This window comes from Amycolatopsis orientalis, assembly GCF_000943515.2.
Lineage (GTDB): Bacteria > Actinomycetota > Actinomycetes > Mycobacteriales > Pseudonocardiaceae > Amycolatopsis > Amycolatopsis orientalis.
This window is the reverse complement of record NZ_CP016174.1, coordinates 1062367-1088040: the sequence shown is the minus strand read 5'-3', so window position 1 is coordinate 1088040 and position 25674 is coordinate 1062367. Positions and strand designations below refer to the sequence as shown.

Annotated in this window: 25 protein-coding genes; 11 read left to right on the top strand and 14 right to left on the bottom strand. The window is 67.6% G+C overall.

Features of this window, described 5'->3' with window-relative positions:
* Positions 1-28 precede the first annotated feature (28 nt).
* Together SD37_RS05300 and SD37_RS05295 are read left to right on the top strand one after the other, a co-directional pair.
* Positions 29-934: an EamA family transporter gene (locus SD37_RS05300; RefSeq protein ID WP_044852103.1), complete on the top strand. Its 906-nt coding sequence runs from the start codon at positions 29-31 to the stop codon at positions 932-934.
* 880 nt (positions 935-1814) lie between these two features.
* A complete protein-coding gene (locus SD37_RS05295; protein WP_044852102.1) occupies positions 1815-2204 on the top strand; it encodes a hypothetical protein in 390 nt (129 codons plus the stop codon).
* Between the two features lie 262 nt (positions 2205-2466).
* On the opposite strand, the gene SD37_RS05290 is transcribed toward SD37_RS05295, so the two are convergent.
* Positions 2467-2874, bottom strand: coding sequence for a VOC family protein (locus SD37_RS05290; RefSeq protein WP_044852101.1), 408 nt, complete (start codon positions 2872-2874; stop codon positions 2467-2469).
* Between the two features lie 104 nt (positions 2875-2978).
* On the opposite strand from SD37_RS05290, the gene asnB reads away from it, so the two are divergent.
* On the top strand, positions 2979-4730 hold the full coding sequence (gene asnB, locus SD37_RS05285) for an asparagine synthase (glutamine-hydrolyzing) (RefSeq protein ID WP_044852100.1): 1752 nt from the start codon (positions 2979-2981) through the stop codon (positions 4728-4730).
* 68 nt (positions 4731-4798) lie between these two features.
* Here asnB and SD37_RS05280 read toward each other — a convergent pair whose 3' ends face one another.
* Genes SD37_RS05280 through SD37_RS05255 form a run of 7 tightly spaced genes read right to left on the bottom strand, consistent with a single transcriptional unit; the run spans position 4799 to position 12259 of the window.
* Positions 4799-6058, bottom strand: coding sequence for a nucleotide sugar dehydrogenase (locus SD37_RS05280; RefSeq protein WP_044852099.1), 1260 nt, complete (start codon positions 6056-6058; stop codon positions 4799-4801).
* Between the two features lie 9 nt (positions 6059-6067).
* Positions 6068-7447, bottom strand: a complete 1380-nt coding sequence (locus SD37_RS05275; protein ID WP_044852098.1) for an MFS transporter — start codon at positions 7445-7447, stop codon at positions 6068-6070.
* Complete coding sequence (locus tag SD37_RS43025) at positions 7444-7596, bottom strand: hypothetical protein (RefSeq protein WP_167369610.1); 153 nt, start codon at positions 7594-7596, stop codon at positions 7444-7446. Before SD37_RS43025 ends, SD37_RS05275 begins: the two co-directional genes overlap by 4 nt.
* On the bottom strand, positions 7593-8288 hold the full coding sequence (locus SD37_RS05270) for a TfuA-like protein (RefSeq protein ID WP_044852097.1): 696 nt from the start codon (positions 8286-8288) through the stop codon (positions 7593-7595). Before SD37_RS05270 ends, SD37_RS43025 begins: the two co-directional genes overlap by 4 nt.
* Positions 8289-8298: 10 nt before the next feature.
* Positions 8299-9651: a YcaO-like family protein gene (locus tag SD37_RS05265; RefSeq protein WP_044852096.1), complete on the bottom strand. Its 1353-nt coding sequence runs from the start codon at positions 9649-9651 to the stop codon at positions 8299-8301.
* A complete protein-coding gene (senB, locus tag SD37_RS05260) occupies positions 9648-10628 on the bottom strand; it encodes a selenoneine biosynthesis selenosugar synthase SenB (protein WP_044852095.1) in 981 nt (326 codons plus the stop codon). Before senB ends, SD37_RS05265 begins: the two co-directional genes overlap by 4 nt.
* Positions 10625-12259, bottom strand: a complete 1635-nt coding sequence (locus tag SD37_RS05255) for an NAD-dependent epimerase/dehydratase family protein (RefSeq protein ID WP_044852094.1) — start codon at positions 12257-12259, stop codon at positions 10625-10627. Before SD37_RS05255 ends, senB begins: the two co-directional genes overlap by 4 nt.
* Before the next feature lie 196 nt (positions 12260-12455).
* On the opposite strand from SD37_RS05255, the gene SD37_RS05250 reads away from it, so the two are divergent.
* Positions 12456-12860, top strand: a complete 405-nt coding sequence (locus tag SD37_RS05250) for an arsenate-mycothiol transferase ArsC (RefSeq protein WP_044852093.1) — start codon at positions 12456-12458, stop codon at positions 12858-12860.
* Positions 12861-12952: 92 nt separating this feature from the next.
* Here the strand turns inward: SD37_RS05250 and SD37_RS05245 are convergent, their stop codons facing one another.
* Positions 12953-13690, bottom strand: coding sequence for a class I SAM-dependent methyltransferase (locus SD37_RS05245; protein ID WP_044852092.1), 738 nt, complete (start codon positions 13688-13690; stop codon positions 12953-12955).
* 292 nt (positions 13691-13982) lie between these two features.
* On the opposite strand from SD37_RS05245, the gene SD37_RS05240 reads away from it, so the two are divergent.
* The 3 genes from SD37_RS05240 to SD37_RS05230 are packed head-to-tail and all read left to right on the top strand — an operon-like array spanning position 13983 to position 16254.
* Positions 13983-14999, top strand: coding sequence for a daunorubicin resistance protein DrrA family ABC transporter ATP-binding protein (locus tag SD37_RS05240; RefSeq protein ID WP_044852091.1), 1017 nt, complete (start codon positions 13983-13985; stop codon positions 14997-14999).
* Positions 14996-15856, top strand: a complete 861-nt coding sequence (locus tag SD37_RS05235; RefSeq protein WP_044852090.1) for an ABC transporter permease — start codon at positions 14996-14998, stop codon at positions 15854-15856. Before SD37_RS05240 ends, SD37_RS05235 begins: the two co-directional genes overlap by 4 nt.
* A 14-nt stretch (positions 15857-15870) precedes the next feature.
* Positions 15871-16254, top strand: a complete 384-nt coding sequence (locus SD37_RS05230) for a YciI family protein (protein WP_044852089.1) — start codon at positions 15871-15873, stop codon at positions 16252-16254.
* A 58-nt stretch (positions 16255-16312) separates the two neighbouring features.
* On the opposite strand, the gene SD37_RS05225 is transcribed toward SD37_RS05230, so the two are convergent.
* Both SD37_RS05225 and SD37_RS05220 read right to left on the bottom strand, forming a co-directional pair.
* The gene (locus SD37_RS05225) at positions 16313-16600 is read right to left on the bottom strand and encodes a DUF1905 domain-containing protein (RefSeq protein ID WP_044852088.1); all 288 of its coding nucleotides are present in this window, start codon (positions 16598-16600) and stop codon (positions 16313-16315) included.
* A gap of 4 nt (positions 16601-16604) precedes the next feature.
* On the bottom strand, positions 16605-18158 hold the full coding sequence (locus SD37_RS05220; RefSeq protein WP_044852087.1) for a GMC family oxidoreductase: 1554 nt from the start codon (positions 18156-18158) through the stop codon (positions 16605-16607).
* A 153-nt stretch (positions 18159-18311) separates the two neighbouring features.
* Here SD37_RS05220 and SD37_RS05215 point away from each other — a divergent pair, with 153 nt between their 5' ends.
* The 3 genes from SD37_RS05215 to SD37_RS05205 are packed head-to-tail and all read left to right on the top strand — an operon-like array spanning position 18312 to position 21740.
* Complete coding sequence (locus SD37_RS05215) at positions 18312-19673, top strand: aminotransferase family protein (protein WP_044852086.1); 1362 nt, start codon at positions 18312-18314, stop codon at positions 19671-19673.
* Positions 19674-19696: 23 nt separating this feature from the next.
* On the top strand, positions 19697-20914 hold the full coding sequence (locus tag SD37_RS05210; RefSeq protein WP_044852085.1) for an epoxide hydrolase family protein: 1218 nt from the start codon (positions 19697-19699) through the stop codon (positions 20912-20914).
* A complete protein-coding gene (locus SD37_RS05205) occupies positions 20907-21740 on the top strand; it encodes an alpha/beta fold hydrolase (protein ID WP_044852084.1) in 834 nt (277 codons plus the stop codon). The genes SD37_RS05210 and SD37_RS05205 overlap by 8 nt, the downstream gene beginning before the upstream one ends.
* 54 nt (positions 21741-21794) lie before the next feature.
* On the opposite strand, the gene tnpC is transcribed toward SD37_RS05205, so the two are convergent.
* From tnpC to SD37_RS05190, 3 genes are all read right to left on the bottom strand, one after another.
* On the bottom strand, positions 21795-23240 hold the full coding sequence (gene tnpC, locus SD37_RS05200) for an IS66 family transposase (protein WP_083254876.1): 1446 nt from the start codon (positions 23238-23240) through the stop codon (positions 21795-21797).
* Positions 23241-23324: 84 nt separating this feature from the next.
* Positions 23325-23717: an SgcJ/EcaC family oxidoreductase gene (locus tag SD37_RS05195; RefSeq protein ID WP_044852069.1), complete on the bottom strand. Its 393-nt coding sequence runs from the start codon at positions 23715-23717 to the stop codon at positions 23325-23327.
* Positions 23714-24052, bottom strand: coding sequence for a hypothetical protein (locus tag SD37_RS05190; protein WP_044852068.1), 339 nt, complete (start codon positions 24050-24052; stop codon positions 23714-23716). Before SD37_RS05190 ends, SD37_RS05195 begins: the two co-directional genes overlap by 4 nt.
* A gap of 194 nt (positions 24053-24246) precedes the next feature.
* Here SD37_RS05190 and SD37_RS05185 point away from each other — a divergent pair, with 194 nt between their 5' ends.
* Positions 24247-25650, top strand: a complete 1404-nt coding sequence (locus SD37_RS05185; RefSeq protein ID WP_044852067.1) for an FAD-dependent oxidoreductase — start codon at positions 24247-24249, stop codon at positions 25648-25650.
* Positions 25651-25674 lie beyond the last annotated feature (24 nt).

The following is a 25674-nucleotide window of genomic DNA, read 5'->3' as shown; positions in this document are numbered from 1 at the left end:
ACGTTGAGATTATCAGTGAGGAGACACCATGGCGATCATCGCCGAGCGGCCCGTCGCCCCGGACGGGCCCACAGCCGGGAAACCGACGCTTCGTGACGCCGGGCTCGCCGCACTGGCACCGGCCAGCTGGGGCACCGTCTACGTCGTCACCGCGACCCTGCTGCCCCCGGACCGGCCGCTACTGGCCGCCGCGCTGCGAGCGCTCCCGGCCGGCCTGCTCCTGCTGGCGCTGACCCGGCGACTCCCGCACGGGTCCTGGTGGTGGAAGACGGCGGTACTCGGGATGCTCAACTTCGGCCTCTTCCTGCCGTTGATCTTCTTCGCCGCGTACCGCCTTCCCGGCGGTGTCGCCGCGACGCTCGGCGCCCTGCAACCACTGCTGGTGGCCTTGCTCGCGCTCCCGCTGCTCCGCGTCCGGACACCGGCGCCGATCCTGCTCGCGGCGATCGTCGGCGCCGGCGGTGTCGCCCTGCTGACCCTTTCGGCGGAAGCCCGGCTCGACCCGCTCGGCCTGATCGCCATGCTCACCGCTGTCGGGCTCATGGCCGTTTCCCTGATCCTGACCAAGAAGTGGGGCCGCCCGGACCATCCGCTGGCGATGACCGGCTGGCAGCTGACCTTGGGCGGTGCCGTCCTCGCCCCGGCGACGATCCTGTTCGAAGGCCTCCCCGAGTCCCTGACGCCCGCCAACCTGATCGGCTACGGCTACATCGGCGTCGTCACCACCGCGCTGGCCTACCCGCTGTGGTTCCGCGGCATCGACCGCCTCGCCCCCGCGTCGGTGTCCCTGCTGACGCTGACCAACCCCCTGGTCGCCACGGTCGCGGGATTCCTGGTGCTCGACCAGACCCTCACCGGCTGGCAGCTGACCGGATTCGCCGTCGCCCTCACCGCTTTGACACTCAGCCAGACCCTCGCCCGCCCCAAGAACTGATGGAGGAACCGATCGCGATCGCCGGTGCCTCACCGGGCGCCTTCGGTTCGGTGGCCGACGTCGTCCTCGCACTGCGACCACCCGTGGATTCCCCACTCACTCCGGGTGGCGGCAACCGAATTGTGGAATTTTCGCGCTGACTCCGGCGCCGTTCACAATGGGGTATCAAAGGCAGGCTTTGTTCGGTACCGGCTTGAACTCGTCCCGAGATTCGGCCGATCGGCAGCCGCGGTCAGTAATTGCGCGATTATCCCGGCATGACAAGGTTGCCAACTACGAATTTCGTGTGGCGACAGCGACGTGGACCCGCGAGGAGCATCCGCCAAGAGCGTGACGGCCCGACAGAATGACGTCTCAGATACAGAGATCAACCGTTCCTGCGATGAACGGCCGATCTTTTGCGGCAAGTAGCGGTGCACGTGCGACTGCACGGCTGACTGCAGCCGCAGACGCCCATGAAAGGCAACTGTCACACGACTTATCACTCGGAAGAACCGCGTCGACTATGCTTACCCCGAAGTAACACTTCGACCGATCACTGAACTCGCACCAGAAGTAATGTCAATTCACACGTTCGGGTGTAGAGTAGGAACTCGTGCCGCCTGAATACGCTTTTCGTATCGGAGCGGGCCTGACCGCTCGACCGTTCAACCTCATTTAGAGACCGGTCGGCGATTAATCATGTCCGGGACTCGCTCTCGGCCCTGATCTTCTGCAAGCTGGCTTCAGCGACAGCCGGGAGGCGAGTCGGGCAGCCAGTGCTTGCCTCGCTCTCCCGCACTCTTTTCAGAGTAGGACGTGGCCCCCTGCGCGAACAGGGGGCCACGTGTGTTCGTCGCGATACCAAACCCCCGCATAAGAGATAAGGAGACGCAAGAACATGACGACCGTACCGGTTGCTACCGGGGAACCGCCAGAGAAACCATCGCCCGATCCGGTCACAGGCCCCCTCGAACGGGGATCGATCACGCCGATCGAGGCGCCGGAGTACGTCAGCTTCGACGAATTGCTCGATGCCGCGTTCGTCCTCCAGCCGCCGTGCCGTTCGCATTCCCGCGGTTGGCTGGGTATGGCGGATCGCGTCACCTCGGGCGAGTGGAAGCACACCTGGCAAGCCGTCGTGCTCATCACCGTCGTCGGCGTCGTCGCCTCCTGCGTGCTGCTGGCGGGTTCCGTGCTGCTGCAAGCAGCGGCGCTTTCGGTGACGGGGCTCGGCGCGTTGCTCTGGTTGAGCAGGCGTAACGCGGACCGGGCACCGCGGCAGGCGTAGCCCTTATCGGCCCAAGACAACGGGAATATGCCGTGCCGCTGCTGTTACCAGCGGCACGGCATACCCAGCTCGGGCGGCAGAACGACCAGCCGCCGTCGCCGCTTGTGGGACAGGTTCCACACGTGGCTCTGATGCGGCTTGTTCAAGTCGGTCACGTATTCACTCGGTTGCTTCATGAGCGACTGCGGGCTGTCGACGTGAGACGACCTCGTATGCACCGTCCGGGGTACGTGTCCGGGGCGGGTGGCGCCGCCACCGGGCCTCAGACGCGCTGCTGGATACGGATCAGGTTCCCGGCGGGGTCGCGGACGGCGCCGTCGCGGAGGCCGTAGGGCTGGTCGGTCGGTTCCTGGATGATCTCGGCGCCCGCCTCCGCGAGGTGCTTGAACAGGCCGTCGAGGTCGTCCGACGAGAACAGGATGCTCGCGTAGGTGCCCTTGGCCATCATCTCGGTGATGACGCGGCGTTCGTCCTCGGTGATGCCGGGATCGACGGCGGGCGGGTGCAGCACGATCGACACGGGCTGCCCCGGCGGGCCGACGGTGATCCAGCGCATGCCGTCGTAGCCGACGTCGTTGCGCACCTCGAAGCCCAGGATGTCGCGGTAGAACGCCAGTGCGGCTTCGGGGTCGTTCTGCGGGAGGAAGCTCCCGTGAATGCTGATGTCCATGGCGATCACGCTAGGTGAGGCCGGTTTCCGGCGCTTCTCGATTCCTGATCGGTCCGGCAATACGGGAGTCTCCGGGGACGCCGTCCCGGTGCGAGGCTGGAGACATGTGCGGCATCACCGGGTGGGTGGATTTCGGGCGGGATCTGACGCGGGAACGCGACACGGTCGAGGCGATGACGGACACCATGGCGAAGCGGGGGCCCGACGCCGGCGGGATCTGGCTCTCCCCGCACGCGGCGCTGGGTCACCGGCGGCTGTCCATCATCGACCTCGACGGCGGCCGCCAGCCGATGACGGCGGGTACGGCCGTGCTCACCTACAGCGGTGAGGTCTACAACTTCCGTGAGCTGCGCGCGGAGCTCACCGGCCGCGGCCATCGGTTCGACACCCGCAGTGACACCGAGGTCGTCCTGCGCGCCTACCTCGAATGGGGTGACGCGTTCGTCGACCGGCTCAACGGGATGTACGCGTTCGCGATCTGGGACGGCGGCGAGCTGCTGCTGGTCCGCGACCGCATGGGCGTCAAGCCGCTCTTCTACTACCCCACCGCGGACGGTGTCCTCTTCGGTTCGGAGCCGAAGGCGATCCTCGCCAACCCGCTCGCCGAACGTGTCCTCGACGCCGACGGCCTGCGGGATCTGCTCTCGGTGGCGAAGAATCCCGGGCACGCTGTCTTCCGCGGGATGCGCGAGCTGCCGCCGGGGCATACGCTGCGGGTCCGCCGCGATGGGCTAGACCTGCGGAAATACTGGTCGCTGCAGGTCCGGGAGCACCCCGATGACCTCGCCACCACGGTCGCCAAGGTCCGGGAACTGCTGGAGGACACCGTCACCCGCCAGCTGGTCGCGGACGTGCCGCTGTGCACGCTGCTGTCGGGCGGGCTCGACTCCAGCACGCTGACCGCGCTCGCGGCCAGGACCTCCGACGTCCGGTCCTATTCGGTCAAGGTGACCGACCAGCCGGGCGACAACCTCGACCACGTGCACGCGCGGCTGGTCGCGGACCACGTGGGGACGCGGTACGAGGAGATCCTGCACACCACCGTCGACCTTCTCGCGCCGCCGGTGAAAGCGGCCGTGCTGACCGCGTACGACCTGCCGATCGCCAAGGGCGACGAACACGCGTCGCTGCACGAGCTGTTCCGGCTGGTCCGGGAGCGGTCGACAGTGGCGTTGTCCGGAGAATGCGGCGATGAGGTCTTCGGCGGTTACCGCTGGTACCGGAACCCCGAGGCGGTCTGGTCGGGCACCTTCCCGTGGGTCCATTCGGGACGGAGCCGCCACGAGGGGCTCGACCTGCTTTTCGCGCCGGACCTGATGACGAAACTCGGGCTGCGTGAGTACGAACGCGACAGCCATGACTCCGCCGTCGCCGAACTGTCCACTGTGGCCGGTGAGGATCCGCTGGAGGCCCGGATGCGCGAGGTCACCTACCTCGGGCTGACCCGGCACGCACAGGTGCTGTTCGATCGCAAGGACCGGATGAGCATGGCGGCCGGGCTGGAGGTGCGGGTGCCGTTCACCGACCATCGGCTGGTCGAGTACACCTTCAACGTCCCGTGGTCGATGAAGAACTTCGACGGCCGGGAGAAGAGCCTGTTGCGCGCGGTCGGCAAGGAGCTGCTCCCCGCCGAGGTGCTGAACCGCGCCAAGACCCCGTATCCGTCCATTGAGGACGATTCCTACGACCGGATCCTGCGTGACCGGCTGCGGAAGCTGATGCTCGCGAAGGACGAACCACTCTCGCCGCTGCTGAACGACGAGTTCCCCGCGGGACGGCTGACGCGACCCGCGCTGGAGACCACGCTGCAGCTCAACGACTGGCTCAAGGCCTACCGCGTCCGGCTGGTGCTCTAGCTCCGATACGCGTTCAGTCCTCTAGATGCGGGGGTGTGCCGCATCTAGAGGACTGAACGCATGAGGTGTCAGAGGGCGACGACGTGCGCGTCGTGGGGAACGGCGCCCCTGGTGTCCAGCAGCAGCCGCGCGCCGGAGGCGAGGACGTCGACGTCGTAGGCGGCGTGCTTCTGCAGCAGGATCGTCAGATCCGCCGACGCGAGTTCCCCGGACAGGTCGGTCACGCGCGGGATCGCGTCGCCGTGCACGCGCCAGTCCGTGACGTGCGGATCGTGGTAGACGACGTCGGCGCCCAGCGCCCGCAACCGCGCCGCGACCGGTTGCGCGGGTGACTCGCGCTGGTCGGCGATGTCGGGTTTGTAGGTCACGCCGAGCAGGAGCACGCGCGAACCGCGCAGCGCCCGGCCGGATTCGTTGAGCATGTCCTGCGCCCGTTCGACGACGTAACGCGGCATGCGCGAGTTGATCTCCTGCGCCAGTTCGACGAACCGGAACGGGTAGCCGAGCGTGCGCACCTTGTACGACAGGTAGTTCGGGTCGATCGGGATGCAGTGCCCGCCGACGCCCGGCCCCGGCCGGAACGACTGGAAGCCGAACGGTTTCGTGGCGGCGCACGAGATGACGTCCCACAGGTCGATGCCGAGTTCGTGGCAGAACACCGCCATCTCGTTCACCAGCGCGATGTTCACGTGCCGGTAGGTGTTCTCCAGCAGCTTCGCCATCTCGGCCTCGCGCGTCCCCTTGGCGGGGACGACGTCGTCGACGAACCGGCCGTAGAACCCCGCCACCGCGGCGGCGCACGACGACGTCAGGCCGCCGACGACCTTCGGGGTGTTGCGGATGCCGTAGACGGCGTTGCCGGGATCGACCCGCTCCGGCGAGAACGCCAGGCAGAAGTCCTCCCCCGCGCGCAGCCCCGACCACTCCAGTATCGGGGCGACGACCTCTTCGGTGGTTCCGGGATAGGTGGTCGATTCCAGTACCACCAGCGTTCCCGGCTTCAGCTGACGGCTGACCGCCTCGGCTGCCGCCTTCACCGCGCCCAGATCCGGTCCGCCGTCGGACGCCAGCGGCGTCGGTACGCAGATGACGATGACGTCGGCCGAGGCCAGCACGCCTTCGTCGGTGGTCGCGGTGAATCCCGCCTCCACCATCGTCGCCACGTCGGCGTCCGGGATGTCGTCCACATGCGACAGTCCGGTGTTGAGCGCGGCGACGACGCGCTCGTTCTGGTCCAGGCCGGTGACGGTGAGCCCGGCACGGATGGCTTCCCTGGCCAACGGCAGCCCCACGTACCCCAGGCCGATGACCGCGAGATCCTTCTGCACGAGTGCCTCCTAGATGCGGGTCCGCAGCGCCAACAGGCACGCCGGGAGCGCTATGAGTGCCACGAAGGTGAAAACCACCCCGTAGACGAGGCCGCCGGAATAGCCGACGGCGGTACCGACGTTGAAGAGCGCGCCCGCCGCGCCGATCATCACGACGCTGCCGAGCCCCTGGGAGACCTGCATGGCGGCCGAGTAGCGGCCCTGATCCTCCGGCGGGCAGTGGTCGAACGCGAGCACGGTGAGGCTCGGCAGCACGAGCCCCATGCCGAACCCGGCGACGATCAGCGCGACGCTGGCGGTCATCGGCGGCGCGAAGCCGAGGACGCCGAAGATCGCGATCAGGCTGGACCCGGCGATCACCGCGGACCCGAGCAGCACCAGTTTGTGCCGGGGCACCTCGGACCAGGGGTGGCCCTGCAGCCACGCCGCGCCCGCCCACAGCAGCGTGGCCCCGGTGAACGAGATCCCGGCGGCGGTGACCGAGATCTGCCGCTGGTTGATCAGCATCAGCGGGATGTAGGACTCCAGCGCGAAATAGATACCGGAGGCCAGCCCGCGCAACAGGATCGCCGCGGGAATGCCCCTGACCGCGCGCAGTGTCCCGGCGGGCAGCAGCCGGGGAACGCTGATCACCAGCGCGATCACGCCGGCGAGCGCGAACAGGAGGTGCACCGGATCCAGCCCCGAGGCGCCGAAGTGCAGGATCCCGGCGGCCACCGCGACGATGGTCGCGGCCCGGACGAGCCCCGGCGGGGTCGACCGTTCCGCGTCGGCCACCGGGGCGAGCCGCCGCAGGAACCCGAGCGGGATCAGCGCGGCGACCGAGACCAGGATGGCGAGGCCGAAGAACACCCAGCGCCACGACAGCAGTTCGGTGACGGTCCCGGCGATCGCCGGGCCGATCATCGACGGCACGATCCAGCAGGTGCTCATCAGCGAGAGCGCCTTCGGCCGGAGCTTCGACGGATACGACTGCGCGATGGTGACGTTGAGGCCGACGACCACGACGCTGCTCGCGAAACCCTGCACGCAGCGCCCGGCGATCAGCTGCCACACCGTCGTCGCGGTCCCGGCGAGCAGCAGCCCGGCCAGGAACAGGCCCAGCCCGAGCACCAGCAGCGGCCGGGGACCGCGTTTGTCGGCGATCTCGCCGGCCAGCACGCTGCCGAACAGGCTCATCGTGACGAACCCGCCCAGCGCCAGCGCGTACACGGTGAGCCCGTCGAGCTGGCCGACCGCCACCGGCAGGGTGGTGACCAGCGCCAGCGCGGCGAACCCTTCGAGGAACATCACCGACGCGAAGCCGATGGTGCTCGCCCGGTACTCCTTGGAGAAGATGCCCGCCTTCGCCGGGACGACGTCCTCCTCCGTCAGCGGCGCGGCGGTCATTCGATCGAGGTCATGATCGTCATGGTCAGGGACTCCAGCGTGCCCTGGACGCCGTCGGACGACGTCCGCACGGCCTCCAGGAAGCGCTCCAGCTGCTCGGGGGTGAACCCGGCCAGCGGGGCGAGCGACGGATCAACGGGGTTGGTCACAGCGCACCTCGGTGTTCGACGGATTTGATCTGCGGTTTTCCGGCCGGGTCGAGGAACTCCCGCATCGCCGCGAGCAGGAGCAGCGCGTCCTCGCGTTTCGTGTCGGGTGCCCCGCCGGCGAAGAAGGCGGCGATCCTGGCGTACTCGTCCTCGCCGATCTCCTTGCGCAGCAACATGAGCACGGTCCGGTTGACCCGCTGCGGGAAGTACAGCTCCTTGGCGATCTCGAGGAACCGCTCCCCCGTTTCCGCGGCGAAGGCGCCTTGCTCGATCCCGGCGGCGATGGCGAAGCGCATGTTGACCATCGGTTCGGACAGCGCCGAAAGATTCTCTTCGTCATAGGTGACGGCGACCTCGTCGTCGGCGTCGATCCGCCCGGAGAAGTACTCCTCGTAGATCTTGCCGACGCCGACCATGCCGAACGGCGAGCATTCCGCCGCCCGCAAGGCACCCATACTCGACGAACCGAACATCGTGACGCCGCGGTCCATCGCTTCGAGCACCTCCTTCGGCGAGATGCACAGGCTCTGCAGGAACCGGCCGTCGACGATGCCGATGGCCTCCGGCGGCTCCGGCCGGGCCAGTAGTTCGGCGAGGTCGCCGCGTTTGACCGGTGGCAGGAACTCGACGTCGAGTTCGGCGGAAGCCGCTTCCCGGTCGATGCTCGGGCCGATGAAAACCACTGCGCGCATGAGAGATCTCCTAGGCGGGCTTGGAAAGTTCGGCGGCGCGCTTACGGGCCGACAACTCGACCAGCGCGTTGTTCCAGACCGTCGCCCCTCGCGGGCCGATCTTGCAGTGGTCGACGGCCCACGATTCGAGCCGCGGCACGATCACCCGCACGACACTGACCGGGATCCCCGGCGGGGAGAGGTCGACGGCGAGCGCGCGTTCGATACCGGCGGCGCGGATCCGGTCCAGGATCAGCTTGATGTCGGTCATCACGTCGTCGGTGGTCCACGACGGGATGTCGGCGAACGCGACCTGTTTGCGCATCGGCTGCCAGGCCCACGCGCCCTTGTCGATGGTCGCCGAACGCTGGACGTGGTTCTGGTACTTGGACACGTTCTCGGTCGGGAGCCGGATGTCCTCGCGCATCGCCTGGATGTCGACCGCGCGGCCCTGCGCGCATTCGGTGATGGCGCGGATGAGCGCGACGTTCGCGTCGGGATGCGTGCCGAACCCGCCGTGTCCCTGCGACGTCGTCGGGCCGAGGTCTTCGGAGGTGGCGGCGAGGAAGCTCGGGATCTCCAGATCCGAGGTGATGTGCACGATCCGCATCTTCAGCCCGGCGTCGTGGAACTTGTCCACGAGGGACTTCGCCAGCGGTGGCAGCGAGTCCAGGTCGACGTGCGGATGCAGTTCCCGGAGGTGGGAAGTGATGTGCTCGGGCTGCGGCTCGACGAAGATGCCCTTCTCCAGCACCTGCGCGAGCTGGCTGCTCACGAGTTCGGCGTTGGTCATCGAATCGCGTTCGATGAGTTCGGTGAGCGCGTGGCAGATGGCCTCTTCGAGACTGTTGCCCGACGCCAGTCCGTTGGTGGAAAGCACCTTGTAGCAAGGAGGTTCGTGGAACTTCAGCCCGTAGACGGCGGAGGCCTGCGGGATCAGGATGGACTCTTCGTTGATCAGGTCGTACGCCTCGACCCACGAGATCGGGAGATCGTCGCGGTAGTGCGCGGAGAGCTCCGCGTTGTTCTCGCGCGGGTCCAGCACCGTGCGGCCTTCGGCGACCAGCTCCTCGTAGGACGCGATGACCTGCGGCCGCACCGGAAGCGCGGCGGAGAACCGCTCGATCGCCTCCATCGCCGCGGACGTCCTGGCGTCCATGTTCGTCAGGCCCTTGCCGTTGTACACCGAGATGATGTCGTTGGAGCGGGGCGCGATGGCGTTGTAGACCGGGATGCCGACCCGGTCGAGCCAGGTGATCTCCGCGACCCGGGTGACCCCGGCGCGCCGCAAATGCGGTTCGATCCGCGCGTAGGTCTGCTCGGCGGTGAACTCCCGGTGCACCCCGCCGCCGCCGACCTTCGGAACGCTCTTCCTGAGTTTCATCGCACTCCCTCGTATCCGGCCTTCTCGGGGACCGCTTCGGCGAGCAGTCGCTTCCAGGCTTCGGTCTCGCGCTCCGGATCGGCCGAAGCGCGGCGGGCGGCGCATTGCCGCCGCAACTGCGTGTAGAGCCCGTCGCGGTCGTGCTCGGCGGCGTCGAGCACGGCGGCCAGCGCGGCCGCGTCGCCGACGGGGAAATAGCCCGCGTAGTCCTCGCCGAGCAGCCCGACCGAACCCGGGATGCGAGTGGAGACGATCGGGACGCCGGCGGCGAGTGCCTCGGTGACGACGTTCGCCCCGCCCTCGTGCCGGGACGTGAGCACCAGCAGACGGCTGCGGGCGAGGACGGCGAGCGCTTCGGGGCGCGGCAACGCGCCCAGCCACGAATAGCGCGGGTTCCCAGCGGACTCGGCTCGCAGCCGGTCGCCGATGTCGTCCTCGCGGACACCGCCGACGTGGGTCACGGTGATCCGGGACGACGGCGGCAGCAGCCGCACCGCCTCGCTCAGCCGCAGCGGATCCTTGACCGGCCTGGCGTGCGCGAGGAACGCGATTTCGAACCGGTCCGCGGCGGGCGCCTCGCCGGAGATCGACGGCATGGACTGGGTGATCACCCTGGTCCGGCTCCGCAACGCCTCCGGGACCTGCAGAACCCCTTGCGGCTGCAGAACGACGACGCGTGCCGCGGCTTCGAGCAGGGCCAGGTCGACCCCGCCGCTGACCAGGTCCGGATAGAGATCGGTGCCGGTCAGCGCGATGACGATCGGGGCGTCCGGGCAGGCGGCGCGGAAGGCCCGGATCGCGGCCTCGCTCTTGCGGGCGTGCAGGGCGATGAGCAGGTCGTAGGTGTCGCCGTCGTAATCCTGGACCACCCGGACCTCGTGGCCGAGGTCCCGGAGCAGACTCGCCCAGCGGCGCGCGGTGACGCCGTTCCCGTAGTCGCTGGCCGCCGGGACCGGGCCGGCGACGAGGATCCTCATCGGTCCCAGTCCGTGTCGTAGGCCAGCCATTTCCCGAAGGTCCGGACGGCTTCGTCGGCCGGGATGGTGGCGGTCCAGCCGAGTTCCGCCGCGGCGAGCCCCAATTTCAGCACGGGTGTCTCCGAGGGGTCGGTGACCTGCTCCGTCGGCACGGCGCGAACCGCGGCGCACACGACCTTCGCCAGTTCGTTCCCGGTGAGCGTGGCCGTCGCGATGTCGTACACCGGCGAGACCGGCCCACCGGTCAGCACCGCGTCGATCGCGCTCGCCAGGTCCCGCACGTCGGTGAACTGGTGGACGCGATCGGGATCGACCGGCAGCGGCTTACGCGTCCACGCGAGCTGGATCCACCGAGCCACCAGGGAATCGTCCGGGGTGTGCGGACCGATCGGGGTCGCGAACCGCAGGACGTGCTCCCGGGCACCGGTGTCGACGATGGCGCAGAAGACGTCGCCAGGATCGTTCTCGTCGCCGAGGTGGACGAGCCGCGTCGAGGCGGACGGGTTCTCGCCGTCGACGATCTCGTGGCCGAATTCGGCCAGCAGCCCGGCCAGATGGTCGGTGAGCGTGCCGCCCGGGCCGGTGATCGCGACTTGGAGACCACTCCGGGCGGCTGGACGGCGAGGGCGGGCGGCACGCGCACGTCCCGCGGCGAAGGCCTCGATCGCAACTTGGTGGTGTGAAGCCGTGATCGCCTCGATCTCGGACGCGGTGTACTGATCGCAGAGACCGCCGGGACCGATGCTCGCGAGGGCGAGATCGAGCGTGTCGCCACCGGCCGCGTCCACAGAGGACAGTCCCATGGCGAACGCGGTCAGCCAGGTCTGCCAAGCCCCTTCGGAAAGGTCATCGCCGCGCTCGAATTCGGTTCTGCACTCCTGCGGCGAAATCCCCGATCGCCGCAGGAGCCGTTCTGTTCCGAGGTATTCCCAGTAGCCACCGGACCGCACGGCGCATTCCGACGTGACGTGCTTGTGGAAGGGGATCATCTCGGGCTCGGCGATCGCGCCGCCGACGACGGCAGGCGCGACAGCGGAGAAACACGAAGAACGCCGGAGCCCGTGCGCGTCATTGCCCGCCACACTGGGCAGGCCGGAATGCTGGACGGTGTTGGGCACGGCGATGCGGATCGGTACCCCGATGGCCTTCAGGTACCGGAACATGAGCACGTCGCACGGCCAGCCTTCCGGGTGCGCGTCGGCGTAGGGGGCGTAACCACGCGCGGCCGCCGCGGGCAGCATGATGGCGACGCACGGCGCGTATTCGTTGACCGCGGTCGCCCACGCGGCACCGGCGGCCGCGGCCATCCGCACCGCCGCGCCATTGCGGGAGTTCCAGTTGGCGTAGAAGGCGATGGCGTCGCCGGGCAGCTGTCCGGCCGCTTTCCGCGCGTGCTCGAAGAAACCGTCCGCGAGTTCGACGTCGTCCTGCAGCACGAGGAAGTGCGTGGCGTCGCCGGGGACACTGCTCCACGCCAGTTTCGCCGTCCGCAACGCCGTCGGCGGCCCGTCCGGCTCGGGGTCGAGCACCACGCGCAGCGCGCCGGCGGGGTCGAGGCGCGCGAGTTCCTCCGCCGCTTCCCTGCGTCTGGGATGCGCCATCACGGCGCCGCTGAGCCGGATCTCGGTCATCGATAACCCCCACCTGTTTTCACGGGCACCGGAAAAGTGTGGCAGCGCCTATAACGCAAGCTCATCTCCGTGGGTGCGCGTGGGACGGAATGGTGAAGTTCTCCTCGATTGCCACCCTTTTCCTCACCCGGGATGGATGACGTTTTCACGGGTAACCTCGGTATGAGTACACAACACCGACAAGAGGGACGGCGCGATGACGCAAATCCTGTTCGTGTGCGTGCACAACGCGAGCCGGTCGCAAATGGCGGCCGCCCTGCTGAAGCATCACGGATTCGGCAGGGTGACCGTGCGGTCCGCGGGCTGCGACCCGGCGGAACGGATCAATCCACTGGTGGCGGGAGCCTTGGCGGAATGGGACGTCGACATTTCGGCGGAGGTGCCGAGCCAGGTGACCTACGCGGACGTCGCGGCGGCGGACATCGTGATCACCATGGGGTGCAAGACCTATCCGATCGCCGAGGGGACGCGCTACGTCGAGTGGGTCGTCCCCGATCCGGAAACCGAAGGGGTCACCGGGATCCGGCCGTTGCGGGACGATATGGACCGGCGTGTCCGGGAGCTACTCGCGTCCCTTGTGGACAGTCCCGTACACGTCTGACACGAAGCGCATGCGACGAAGGGCGCTTTCCCCGCATCCTATGCGAGGAAAGCGCCCTTCAGCGCGTGAGATGAGGCGAAAGGCCCCTTCGGTCAGGCTTTGCGGCCTTGGACGATCAGTCGTTTGGCGCGCTTGTCGTACGGCGCGCCGTCGAAACCGCCGTAGGCTTCGATGTCGGTGAAGCCGGCGTCCTCGAACAGACGGCGCAATTCGGCGGCGCTGTAGATGAACGACTGGATATGCGCGGAACGGGCGACCTCCCCGTCGACCAGCGTCCAATCGGTCCGCAGCTTCGTCCAGTCGTCGAGGACGCTGTGCCGCATGTACGCGATGCCGTCGGGCTGCGGGAAGGCGTGCGTACGGCCGATGTTCTTGGCGACGATCTCCTTGCCGAACACCTCCAGCAACAGCTTTCCGCCCGGCGCCAGACTGGTGTGCGCGTTGCGCAGCACCTGGAGGTTCTTTTCGGCCTCGTCGAAATAGCCGAACGACGTGTACATGTTCAGCACGACGTCGAATCCGCCGGGGCGGACGAATTCGAGCATGTCGCCCTGGACGAGTTCGGCGGAGACATCGGCGTCGGCGGCGGCCTGCTTGGCACGGTCCAGCACCGGGGCGTTGAGGTCGACCCCGGTCACCTGATATCCCTTGCGGGCGAGCGGGACGACGAACCGGCCCGGGCCGCAGCACAGGTCGAGCACCCGGGAACCCGCCGGGAAGGCCAGCAACGGGGACTCACGCACGAGTTCGTCGGCCTCGGCCGTCAGGTACTGCGGCCACATCAGTTCGGAGAAACCCGACCACAGGCCATCGTCGGAGTACCAGGTCATTTTCGTCCTCCCTAGGGCGCCATCAGGCAATGTCCCGATTCTCGGCCGACCGGTACCCGCTGCCTCTCCTCGACTGCGCGCGAGGACGGGTAGCGCAAGACGGAAGAAGAGAACGCCGCCGTGCTCGGCGACCATGAACTCTTCACATCGCGGTCGTGCCCTGATCACTGTTCGTGATGAACGCCCGGCGACACAATGAAGGGCAAACGGACCATCCGGACCCTGTGGGTCCGTCGTTCAACGGCGCCAGGCCGCCCAGAGATGTCCGGCGCGAAACCAGAAAGGTCTGCTCATGACAAAGGTCCGCGACGGGGATCCAGCGATCGAAGCATCCGGTTTGACCAAGATATACGGCGACAAACGCGCGCTCGACGGTCTCGACCTCACCGTTCCCGCGGGAACGGTCTACGGCGTCCTCGGCCCGAACGGGGCGGGGAAGACCACGTCGGTCAAGGTGCTGGCGACGCTGCTGCGTCCCGACGGAGGACAGGCCAAGGTCTTCGGTCACGACGTCGTACGCGAGGCGGACGCGGTCCGTTCGCGCGTGAGCCTGACGGGTCAGTACGCCTCCGTGGACGACGACCTGACCGGCACCGAGAACCTGATCCTGCTGTGCCGTCTGCTCGGCCACGGCAAGGCCGCCTCGAAGGCGCGCACCGAGCAGCTCCTGAACGCCTTCGGGCTGACCGAAGCGGCCGGCCGTCAGGTGAAGAACTACTCCGGCGGTATGCGGCGGCGGCTCGACATCGCGGCCAGCATCGTGAACACCCCGGATCTGCTCTTCCTCGACGAGCCGACCACCGGGCTCGACCCGCGCAGCCGCAACCAGGTCTGGGACATCGTGCGCGCGGTCGTCAAACGCGGCACCACCGTGCTGCTCACCACCCAGTACCTCGACGAGGCCGACCAGCTCGCCAGCCGCGTCGCGGTCGTCGACCACGGCAAGGTCATCGCCGAGGGCACGCCGGGCCAGCTGAAGGCGTCGATCGGCGTCGGTGCGATCCACCTGCGGCTCCGGCATTCGAACCAGCGGACCGACGCGCAGAACGTGCTTTCGCGGTTCCTGGAGCAGCCCACGCTTTCGGAGCACGACGAGGTCCTGGTCAGCGCCCGCATCCCGGGTGTGGAGGGCGACGCCGGCATGGCCGAATGGGCTTCCAAGGCCCTCCACGAGCTTTCGCTGCGGGACATCGTCGTCGACGAATTCTCGCTCGGGCAGCCGAGCCTCGATGAAGTGTTCCTCGCGCTGACCGACCGTCCCGCGACGGCGGACCCGGAGCACGCCGCCAAGGAGGGGGCGAACCGATGACTTCCACCATCAAACCGACCGAAACGACCGAAGCGGCCGAGGAAACCCGGCCTGCCGACGTCGCCGCGCTCGACGCGGTACTCGCGTCGGTCGACCGGCCCAAGCGCCCCAGCGCGATCTCCGCCTCGCTCACCTTCGGCTGGCGGGCCGCGCTGAAGATCAAGCACCTGCCGGAGCAGCTGTTCGACGTCACGGGCTTCCCGATCATCATGACCGTGATGTTCACGTACCTCTTCGGCGGCGCCATCGGCGGTTCGACCGAGGCGTACCTGGACTACCTGCTCCCCGGCATCCTCGCGATCACCGTCGTGATGATCACGATGTACACCGGTGTCGCGGTGAACAGCGACATCGCCAAGGGGGTCTTCGACCGCTTCCGGACGCTGCCGATCTGGCGCCCGGCCACGATCGTCGGTTACCTGCTCGGCGACTTCCTCCGCTACCTCATCGGCTGCGTCGTCATCATCGCCGTCGGCCTGATCATGGGCTACAACCTGGGCAGTGTCGCCGGCACTGTCGGGGCCGTCGCCCTGCTGCTCGTGTTCTCGTTCTCGCTCTCGTGGATCTGGACGTTCCTCGGCCTGTCCATGCGGTCCGAAAAGACCGTGATGAGCGTGAGCATGGTCGCGCTGTTCCCGTTGACCTTCCTGTCCAACGTCTTCGTGCAGCCGTCCACGATGCCCGGCTGGCTCGAAGCCGCGGTCAGCTGGAACCCGATCACCCACCTGGTCACCGCGATGCGGGGCCTGATGAGCGGCAGCCCGAACGCCGGCGAGATCATCTGGGTACTGGTCGCCAGCGCCGTGCTGATCGCCGGATTCGGCTCGGCCACGATGGCCGCCTACAAGCGGAAGTAATAAGGAGAAAACGAATGAAGTACATGGTCCTGCTCTACTCGCATCCCGAGCCGTGGGGTCACCCGGTGGAGGAATTCACCCCGGAGTTCGCGAACCTTTCCGCCGACGAGCGCAAGAAGCACTTCGAGGCATTCGAGGCACTGCTCGGCCGTTTGCACGAAAACGGTGAGCTGGTCGGCGGGGAAGCACTCGGCGACCCCGCCAAGGCGAGCCTGTACTCGGCCGAATCCGGCTCGGTGAAGAAGAGCGAAGGTCCGTATTCGGCGACGAAGGACCACCTCGCGGGCTTCTTCCTGATCGAGGCCAAGGACCAGGCGCGGGCCGACGAGATCGCCGCGGAGTTCGCCGCTCCCGGCCAGAGCGTCGAGCTGCGGCCGATCTGGACCGGCGGCGAGTAGACCGCGCACGAAAGGGCCGGACCGAGTTCGCTCGGTCCGGCCCTTTTTCGTGCTCAGTTCAGGAAATCCGCTTGGTCAGGTGCACGGTGACCTTGTCGCCGATCTCCTTCTGGATGACCTTCCGGAAGGGCTTGCGCAGCGGCAACATGTGGACGCCGCCGCCGATCGGCAGCATGCTGGCCTCGTAGTCGTGACCGTCCACGGTGCCGCTGACCTTGACGGCCTTGCCGGTGCCGAAGAACTCGGCGGAGTCCGGCATGTTCACGCACGGCCAGCCGCTGTTCCCGTCGGGAATGACTTCGGCCGTGAAGGTGATATCGATCGCTTGCGGTGTCTTGTCAGCCATACTCTCAGATCTTCCTAGTCGTAGTTGAGTGGAGAATCAAGTCCGCGGCCTTTTCGGCGATGGCGATGACCGGGGCGTTGGTATTACCCCGCACGATCGTCGGCATGACGGAAGCGTCCACGACACGAAGTGATTCTATTCCCAAAACCCGCAATTGCGCATCCACGACCCTGCCCATGCCACAGGTACCCACCGGATGATGCCCGGTCAGCACGTTTCGCCGGGTGAAAGCGAGCAGATCCGCCTCGGTGTCGGAGGCGGGCGCGGCGATGGCGTCGAGCGTGTAGGGCTTGAGCGCGACCTGCCGGGAGAGTTCCAGGCTGATCCGCACGCCCTCGACGGCCATCGCGAGATCCTCCGGATCGGCGAGGTAGTTCTGCACGATCTTGGGTTTGGCGGTCGGCTCGGGGCTGAACAGGGTCACGTTCCCCCGGGTGCGTGGTTTCGCCACGGAGGCGCCGAACGAAAGCGCGTGCCGGGACGGCGGCGAAAGGAAGCCGTCGGAGATCATCAAGGGCATACAGATGAACTGGAGATCCGGCGCGTCGCCGGTGGTCGTCACGAAGCCGCCGGTCTCCGGGCCGCCGGAGGTGAGGAAGCCGCTCGCGTCGCGTTCGTATCGCTCGGCGTGCTGGGGTTCGCCCGCCGCGAGCAGGCTCACCGGCCGGTCGTGGCCGAAGCTCAGCCAGACATGCGGATGGTCCTGGAGGTGCCGCCCGACCTCGGGCTGGTCGACGACGACCGGCAAGCCGAACGCGCGCAGGTGATCGGCGGGGCCGATCCCCGAATGCATCAGGATCTTCGGCGAGTTGTAGGTGCCGGCGCTGATGATGACCTCACGTCCGGCGCGGATCTCGACGAGTTCGTCGAGCCGGTTGCCGACGATCCCGACCGCCTTGCCGTTCTCGACGAGCACCCGGTGCACTTCGAGGTCGGTCTCGACGGTGAGGTTCGGGCGGTGCAGCACCGGGCGCAGGAACTCCGACGCGGTGCTGGCGCGGCGCCCGTCCCGTTGCGTGACCTGGAACGCCCCGAATCCGTCCTGTGTCGCGCCGTTGAAGTCGGGGTTGTGCCCGTAGCCCGCCTCGATCGCGGCCGCGGTGAAGGCGGCGGAACTGGGGTTCCCCGTCCGGCCGTCGCTGACCCGCAGAGGGCCGCCGACGCCGTGGAACTCGTCCTCACCGCGCTCGTTGTCCTCCGACCGCCGGAAGTACGGGAGCATCCCGTCGAAATCCCAGCCCGGCTGACCCCATTCGTCGAAGTCGGCGCGGTTGCCGCGCACGTACGCGCCGCCGTTCACCGACGTACCGCCGCCGAGCACCCTGGCCTGCGGCAGGTAGATCCGCCGCCCGCCGAGGTGCCACTCCTGATGGGTGTCGAAGTCCCAGTCGTACCGGGTCTTGAAGAACTTCCCCCCGGCGACGGGAACCTGGAAGTTCGGGTGGTCGTCGGACGGGCCGGCTTCGATGAGGACGACGGTGACGGAAGGGTCCGCGCTCAATCGGTTAGCGAGGACACAACCGGACGCACCGGCCCCAACCACGACAAAATCGAACATATCGGGAATTTAGCAATCCGTTTACGTTCAGGGATTCTCCTCGGTTGCGGGAAGAACTCCTGGATCCTGCGGCAATCGGCGAGAAGACCCCGGCCGCGGCCTCACCTAGCGTGGGTCGTGTCTGATGCCGGAATCCGCGGAGGGAACGCCGAAATGACCATCGCTAGCCAGGCGCAGGGGCAAGCGGCGTACGCCGCCGCGCTTCAGGCTCTGGACCGGAAGCACCTCATCCACCCGCACCAGAACCCGACGCGGACCGAACGGAACATCTTCGTCCGCGGCAAGGGATCCGTGGTCTGGGACGCCGCCGACGTGCCGTTCATCGACGGGATGGCGGGCGGCAACTGGGTGGTCGCCGTCGGCCACGGGCGGGCCGAACTGGCGGAGGTCGCGGCGGCGCAGGCGGAGAAGCTGGAGTACTTCTCGCTGTGGCGCGAATATTCGAACGAACCGGCGATCCGGCTCGCCGCCCGCCTCGCGGAGCTGGCCCCGCCCGGGATGAGCAAGGTCCACTTCACCAGCGGCGGTTCGGACGGCACCGAGGCGGCGATCAAGATCGCGCGGCGCTACCACTTCGAACGCGGTGACGTCGGCCGGACCTGGCTCATCGGGCGGCATTTCGGTTACCACGGGACGACTTTCGCCGGCGGCGCGGTCAGCGGCATGGACGACATGCACTACGGCGCCGGGCCGGTAATGCCGGAGGTCACCAAGGTGAGCCCGCCCATGGTGTCCCATCCGGAGATGTTCGGCGGGGAGGATCCGACCGAGTTCCTCGTGCGGGAACTGGAAACCGAGATCCTCCGGATCGGACCGGAGAAGATCGCCGCGATGATCGGCGAACCGGTGATGGGCGGCGGCGGCGTCATCGTGCCGCCGTCGGACTACTGGCCGCGTATCCGCGCGCTGCTGTCCCGCTACGGCATCCTGCTGATCGCCGACGAGGTCATCACCGGCTTCGGCCGCACCGGCGAATGGTTCGCCTCGGCGCACTACGACCCGGACATCATCGTCACCGCCAAGGGGATCTCCAGCGGCTACGCGCCGCTCGGCGCCGTCCTCATGCGCGACGAGATCGGCGAGACCATGGTGGGAAACCCCGAGAAGTTCTTCTTCCACGGGCTGACCTACTCGGGGCATCCGGTCGCGTGCGCGCTGGCGCTGGTGAACCTCGACATCATCGAACGGGAGCACATCCTCGGCCAGGCGCCGAAGATCCAGGGCTGGTTCACCGAAGGCCTCGACGGCATCCGGGACCTCCCGATCGTCCACGACGTGCGCGTGCACGGCGCGATGGTCGGCATCGAACTGGTCGCGGACCCGAACACCGGCGAGCCGATGCCGTTCGACCGCATGGTCGCCCTCATCGACGACCTGCGCGGCAAGCACCGCGTCCTGGCCCGTGACTACGGCCCCACTCTCGTCGTCGGCCCGCCGCTCGTCCTCGAACGGGAGCAGGCCGCGGAGATCTCCACCGCCATCACCGACGTGCTGTCGCGGGCCATCGTCCGCTGAGCCGCCTTAGAAGGGACCCTGTCGTGACTCCGTTCAAAGTGGACATTCCACAGGAAGCCATCGACGACCTGCGCAGACGGCTCGGGGAAACCCGCTGGCCCGCCGAGACACCCGACGTCGGGTGGACCCGCGGGGTGCCGCAGGCGTATCTGAAGGAACTCGCCGAATACTGGCGCACCGAGTACGACTGGCGCGCCACCGAGGCGAAGATCAACCAGTTCCCCCAGTCGATCACGAACATCGACGGGGCGAACATCCACTACCTGCACGTGCGGTCCCCCGAACCGGACGCGACGCCGATGGTGATGACCACCGGCTGGCCCAGTTCGATCATCGAATACCTGGACCTCATCGGGCCGCTGACCGACCCACGCGCCCACGGCGGTGACCCGAAGGACGCCTACCACCTGGTGATCCCGACGTTGCCCGGCTTCGGTTTCTCCACGCCGCTGACCCAGCACGGGTGGACCGTGCCCAAGATGTCGGAGATCTGGGGCAAGCTCATGGCCGAGATCGGCTACGAGCGCTACATCGTCCAGGGCGCCGACTGGGGCTCGTTCATCTCCATCATCCTGGCCGCGATGAAACCGGAGAACGTGCTCGCCGCGCACGTCAACTTCCTCGTGACCCCGCCCGCCGACGCGAGCGATCTCGAAGGCCTGAGCGAAGAGGAACTCGAACTGCTCGACCCGTACATGTTCCCCGCGCCGGGATACATGGTCGAGCACGCGACCCGGCCGCAGACACTGAGCTACAGCCTCAGCGATTCGCCGGTCGGGCAGCTCGCCTGGTACATCGAGAAGTTCCACGGCTGGTCGGGTGCGGTCGATTCCCCGGAAGAGGTCTTCGACCGCGACGATCTGCTCGCCAACGTGACGCTGTACTGGCTCACCGGGTCGGCGGGCAACGCGGCGCACTTCTACTGCGACAACGCCCAGTTCACCCGGACGTCGGCGACCCCGCATCCCGAACTCGCCGTCGCGCATCCGAGATTCGAGGAGTACAAGACCTTCGTGGCCCCGCTGCCGCCGATCTCGACGCCGATCGGTGTCGCCGCCTACAAGTACGACATCATGGAGCCGATCCGCACCTACGCGGACCGGGCGTTCTCCGACATCGTGCAGTGGCGCCGTCTCGACCGCGGTGGTCACTTCCCCGGCCTGGAGGCGCCCGACCTCTTCCTGGACGACCTGCGGCAGTTCAAGCGCGCCTTGCTCGCCAGGGGCGTGGGCCGTGGCTGAGCAGGCGGAAGCGAACATCGAGAACCTCGACTACGGCAACCGGGATCTCCCGATCGAGAAGGTGCGATCGGCGGACGGGACGACCATCGCCTACGAGAAGTCGGGCTCCGGGCCGCCGGTGGTCATCATCGGCGGCGGCCTGAACGAGAAGGCGATGCACGCCGAACTCGCCGAGGGCCTGTCGGAGAACTTCACGGTGTACAACTACGACCGCCGTGCCCGCGGGGACAGTGACGACAAACGCGTCGGACCGTACACAGTGGACTGTGAGATCGAAGACCTGGCCGCGGTCATCGAGGCCGCAGGGGGCACCGCCAACGTCTTCGCGAATTGCACCGGCTCGATGATCGCCGTGCCGGCGGCCGCCCGCGGCGTCCCCATGATCAAGCTGGCCATGTACGAACCGCCGTACAGCGGCCCGAAGGTCCCGCCCGGCTACACCGACGAGCTGACGGCCCTGCTCGAAGCGGGCAAGATCAAGGAGGCCGTCTCGCTGTTCCTCAAATGGGACGCGCTCTTCACCGAGGACGAGATCGCGTTCTTCTCGACCCATCCGATCTGGCCCGCGTTCGAGGCGATGGCGTATTCCATGCCGTACGACTCGATCCTGTCCGACGACGCGGACCGCGTGCCGGTCGAGGAGCTGGGCGCCATCACGGTACCCAGCCTGGTCCTCGGCGGGAACAAGAGTCCACAGTGGATGAAGGAGATGTGCCAGGCCGTCGCCGACGGGATCCCGCGGGGTGAGTACGTCACCATGGACACCGCCGGACATCTGATGGACGACACGCTGGGCGCGGAACTGCTGACGAAGTTCTTCCGCTGATCCGCAAAAAGACTCGTGAGTGGTAATGACGGTTAGAACCGTCATTGTTACTAGTCAGGTGGTTGCGGGTCGGGTTGGTAGCCAGGGGTTTCCGGTGATGGCGTCGCGGAGCGCGGTGAGGGTGTTGAGGCCGTGTTTGCGGATGGTGGAGATGTAGGAGCGCACGGTGAGCCAGGTGGTGGCGCCGTGGTGGGTGCGCCATCCGCCGGTGATTTTGAGCTGGGTTTTGGTCATGCGGATGTCGCGTTCGGCCTGGTTGTTGGTGAAGGGAACGGTCAGGTCGAACGCGAACCGCAGGGTGTCGCCGCGGTATTTCTCGAGTCGTTCGAGCAGGCGGCGGGCCTGGGATTGGGTGGGTCTTCCGCCTTTGGGGTGGCCTCGTTGGTTGCGCGGATGCAGGTCCAGGCCGGTGCGGACGTGGGTGTCGTAGCGGCCGGTCATCGGTGTGAGGACGTCGTCGGGGATCTCGGACAGGTCCAGGTCACGGGCGGTGTGGGCGGCGGCGTTGAGTTCGTCGAGGACATCACTGAGCCCGGTGGGCCAGGCCTGATCGGGATGGGTCTCCGCCGCGGCTTGGAGCTCCCGCTGGTGGTGGGCGTTGCAGAGGGCGTGAGTGAGGTCGTAGGTGCGGTAGGAGTGGTAGCCGTCGTGCACCGCGATGCCGGCGAAGCCGTTCAGGATCCCGAACGCGTCGATCGCTTCGCGGCCGCGTTTGTCATGCAGGAAATAGACGGTCAACCACAGCGTGCTGGCCGAGTGGAGCCACCTGTTCTTGCCGAGCACCCGGACACCGGTCTCGTCGAAATGCGCCAACGGCGCCGCCACGATCGCTGCCTGAACGGCCTCGACGAACGGGGCCAGCCCGGGCGCGAGACGCCCCAGCACCGAGCTGACCCAGCCGGTGGACACCGCCATACCGGTCACCTCGGCCAGCAGTTCAGCGGCACGGGAGATCGGAAGATGCTGATAGGTCAGCAGATACGCGGCCAACGCGGTCACATTCGGCCCATAGCAGGCCGCAGCGGTGGCCTCGGCCGGGGCGGGCGCGGTGGTCAGCACCCCGCACCGGCAGCGACGTTGATACAGACGATGCTCGGTCACCACCGGGACGATCTCGGGCAGATCATGCACCTGACGGCGCACCACGCCCACATCCGGACGGCACGACAGCCCTGTCCCGCAGCCCGCACATGCCGACGGAACATGATCAACCACGGTGCCGGGATTATCGACCAGTGTCAGGCTCGCGCCCGGCGCCCCGGGTTGTTTCCCTTGCCCACGACCGGTTTTCCGGCGCAACGACCTCGGCGCCGGCTTGACATACACATCCTGCGACGGCGGTTTCGACGAATTCCGCGACGTGGTCTTCAGCTGCCGTTCCAGCTCCCCGACCCGCGCGGACAACCGCTCCACCTCGGCCCGCAACACCCGGATCGTCTCCGCCTGAGACACGACCAGAGCAGCCAACTCGTCATACGACGGACGCTCACCCCCGGCCACGTGGTGATCATCGCAGAACCATGATCACCACGTGACCGGGACCTGACTAGTTACCCGTCATTACCACTCACGAGTCTTTGGGGGTCAGTCGCGCGGCGAGTTCTGGTAGGCGGCCAGCTTCCAGACGCCGTCGCGTTCGACGGCGAGCCAGGAAGCGCGGATCTTGGCGTTCTCGGCGACCTCGGTCTCGCCCGGGCGGATCACGCCGCCCTCGGTCAGCAGCAGGACGACGCCGGGGCCGATCTGGCGGACGTCGAACGGGGTGCCGGTGACCTTGGTGCCCTGGTAGGCGGTGGCGAACGCGCCGCCCATGAACTGGGCGATGTTGTCGCGGCCCTTGACGTACACGCCGGGCAGGATCATCGTGCCGTCCTCGATGAACACGTCGGCGAACGCCTGCGCGTCGTGGCGGGCCCACGCGTCGACGATCTGCCCTGGCAGGGCGGCGACCCCGGTGGTGTCGGCGGTAACGGTCATCGGTCTGTCTCCTGTCGTTCGTTTCCGTTGTGGTCACTGGAGAAGCCATAGGAGCCGATGAGCGTGGCCCCACTGGGTACCGGTCCTTCCGGAGCCCGTTCGCGGATGCCCCGCTGGAACTCGTGGAAGGCAGCCGAAGCGGCGAGGGGATTCCCGTCGCCCTCGACGACACCGACGTGGACGAAACTCACCCCGTCGTCGAGTTTGAACGACGCGTAGCTCAGCCCTCCGGGCTGTTCCCGCGCCAATTCCGCGAAGACGGCTTCCACCAGTTTCTCGTTCTCACCGGCGGATTCCTGGGTCGTCTGGTACCGGACGACGAACGCCGAACCCATTGGCGTGCTCCTTCCTCGTGGCGCGGAGGTCCACAACGGAAACTACGCGGTCGCCAGGCACCGGAAAACCGCCGCGGAACAAGCTCGCAACCCCGGAGAAGCGCTACGCAAAGCGGGAGAAGAGGACAGCCACCGGCGGGCATAGCGTTTTTCGTAGTCGTCCACGCACCTCGATCACCGAAAGGCCTACGCCAATGGGAACGAAAATCGGCGATCACGCCGTCGTGCTCGGGGGCAGCATCGCCGGGATGCTCGCCGCCCGCGTGCTTTCCGACGCCTACCGCCAGGTGACCGTCATCGAACGCGACGACCTCACCGCGGCCGGGACGAATCTGCGCCCGGCGATCTCGTGGGCGATCCACATCCACGCCCTGCTGGAACGCGGACGGCTGATCATCGAGGACCTGTTCCCGGGGTTCGTCGACGACATGATCAAGGCGGGCGTCCCGGTCGGCGACTACGGATCGACCTGCCACTACTACTTCAACGGCGAGATGTTCGCCGTGACCGACACCGGGATGGCCTGCGTGGCCGCCAACCGCCCGGTGATCGAGCACTTCCTGCGGTCCCGCACGCTGCCCCGCCCCGGTGTCGTCCTGCGCGAGCGCACCGACATCATCGGCCTGGTCGCGAACGACGGCAACGAGCGCATCACCGGGGTCCGGGTGCAGAGCCGTGACGGCGGCGCCGAAGAGGTCATCAGCGCCGACCTCGTCGTCGACGCCAGTGGCCGCGGTTCGCGGTCCCCGCGCTGGCTCGAAGAACTCGGCTATGAGAAGGCGCCCGAGGAGAAGGTCCAGATGGACCTGACCTACACGACGATGGACTTCGTCGGCCCCCTGCCCGTCGACCCGCTCGGCGAGGACATCGCGCTGGTGCCGACCGCGACGCCGGGCTTCCCGCGCGGCGGCATCTTCGCGCGCCTGGCCGACCGGTACGCCCTCACCCTCACGGGTATCGCGGGCGACCGGGCGCCGACCGACCACGACGGCTTCCTTGCCTACGCCAAGACGTTGCCGGTCAAGGAGGTCTACAACGCCATCGAGAACGCGGAGCAGCGCGCGCCCGCCGGTTCGTTCCGGTTCCCGGCCAGCGTCCGCCGTCACTACGAGAAGCTGAGCCGGTTCCCCGCCGGCTACTTGATCCTCGGTGACGCCGCCTGCATCTTCAACCCCGTCTACGCCCAGGGCATGACGGTCGCCGCGATGGGCGCGGACGTGCTGCGCAAGCACCTCGAAAAGGGTGTCGAGCCGTCGTTCCGCGGGTATTTCCGCGACCTGGCCAAGGCGACGGACTCGCCGTGGATGATGTCCGCCTCGGCCGACCTCGGGTACGAGTCGGTGCGCGGGAAGCGCACGCTCGCGACGAAGATCGGCAACGCCTACATGTCGAAGGTGATGGCGGCGGCCGCGAACGACCCGGTGGTGGCGCGCGGGTTCATGCGCACCATCTCGCTGATCGACCCGCCGCAGGCGCTGATGAAGCCGTCGATGATGCGCCGCGTCCTGTTCTCCGGCGGTGCCAAGAAGACCGCGACCGTGACCACCCTCCCCACCGCCCGGCCCGACACCGGCGAGGCCGAGCGTCCCGCGGCCTGATCCGCTTTTCCTTCGCTAGCGAAC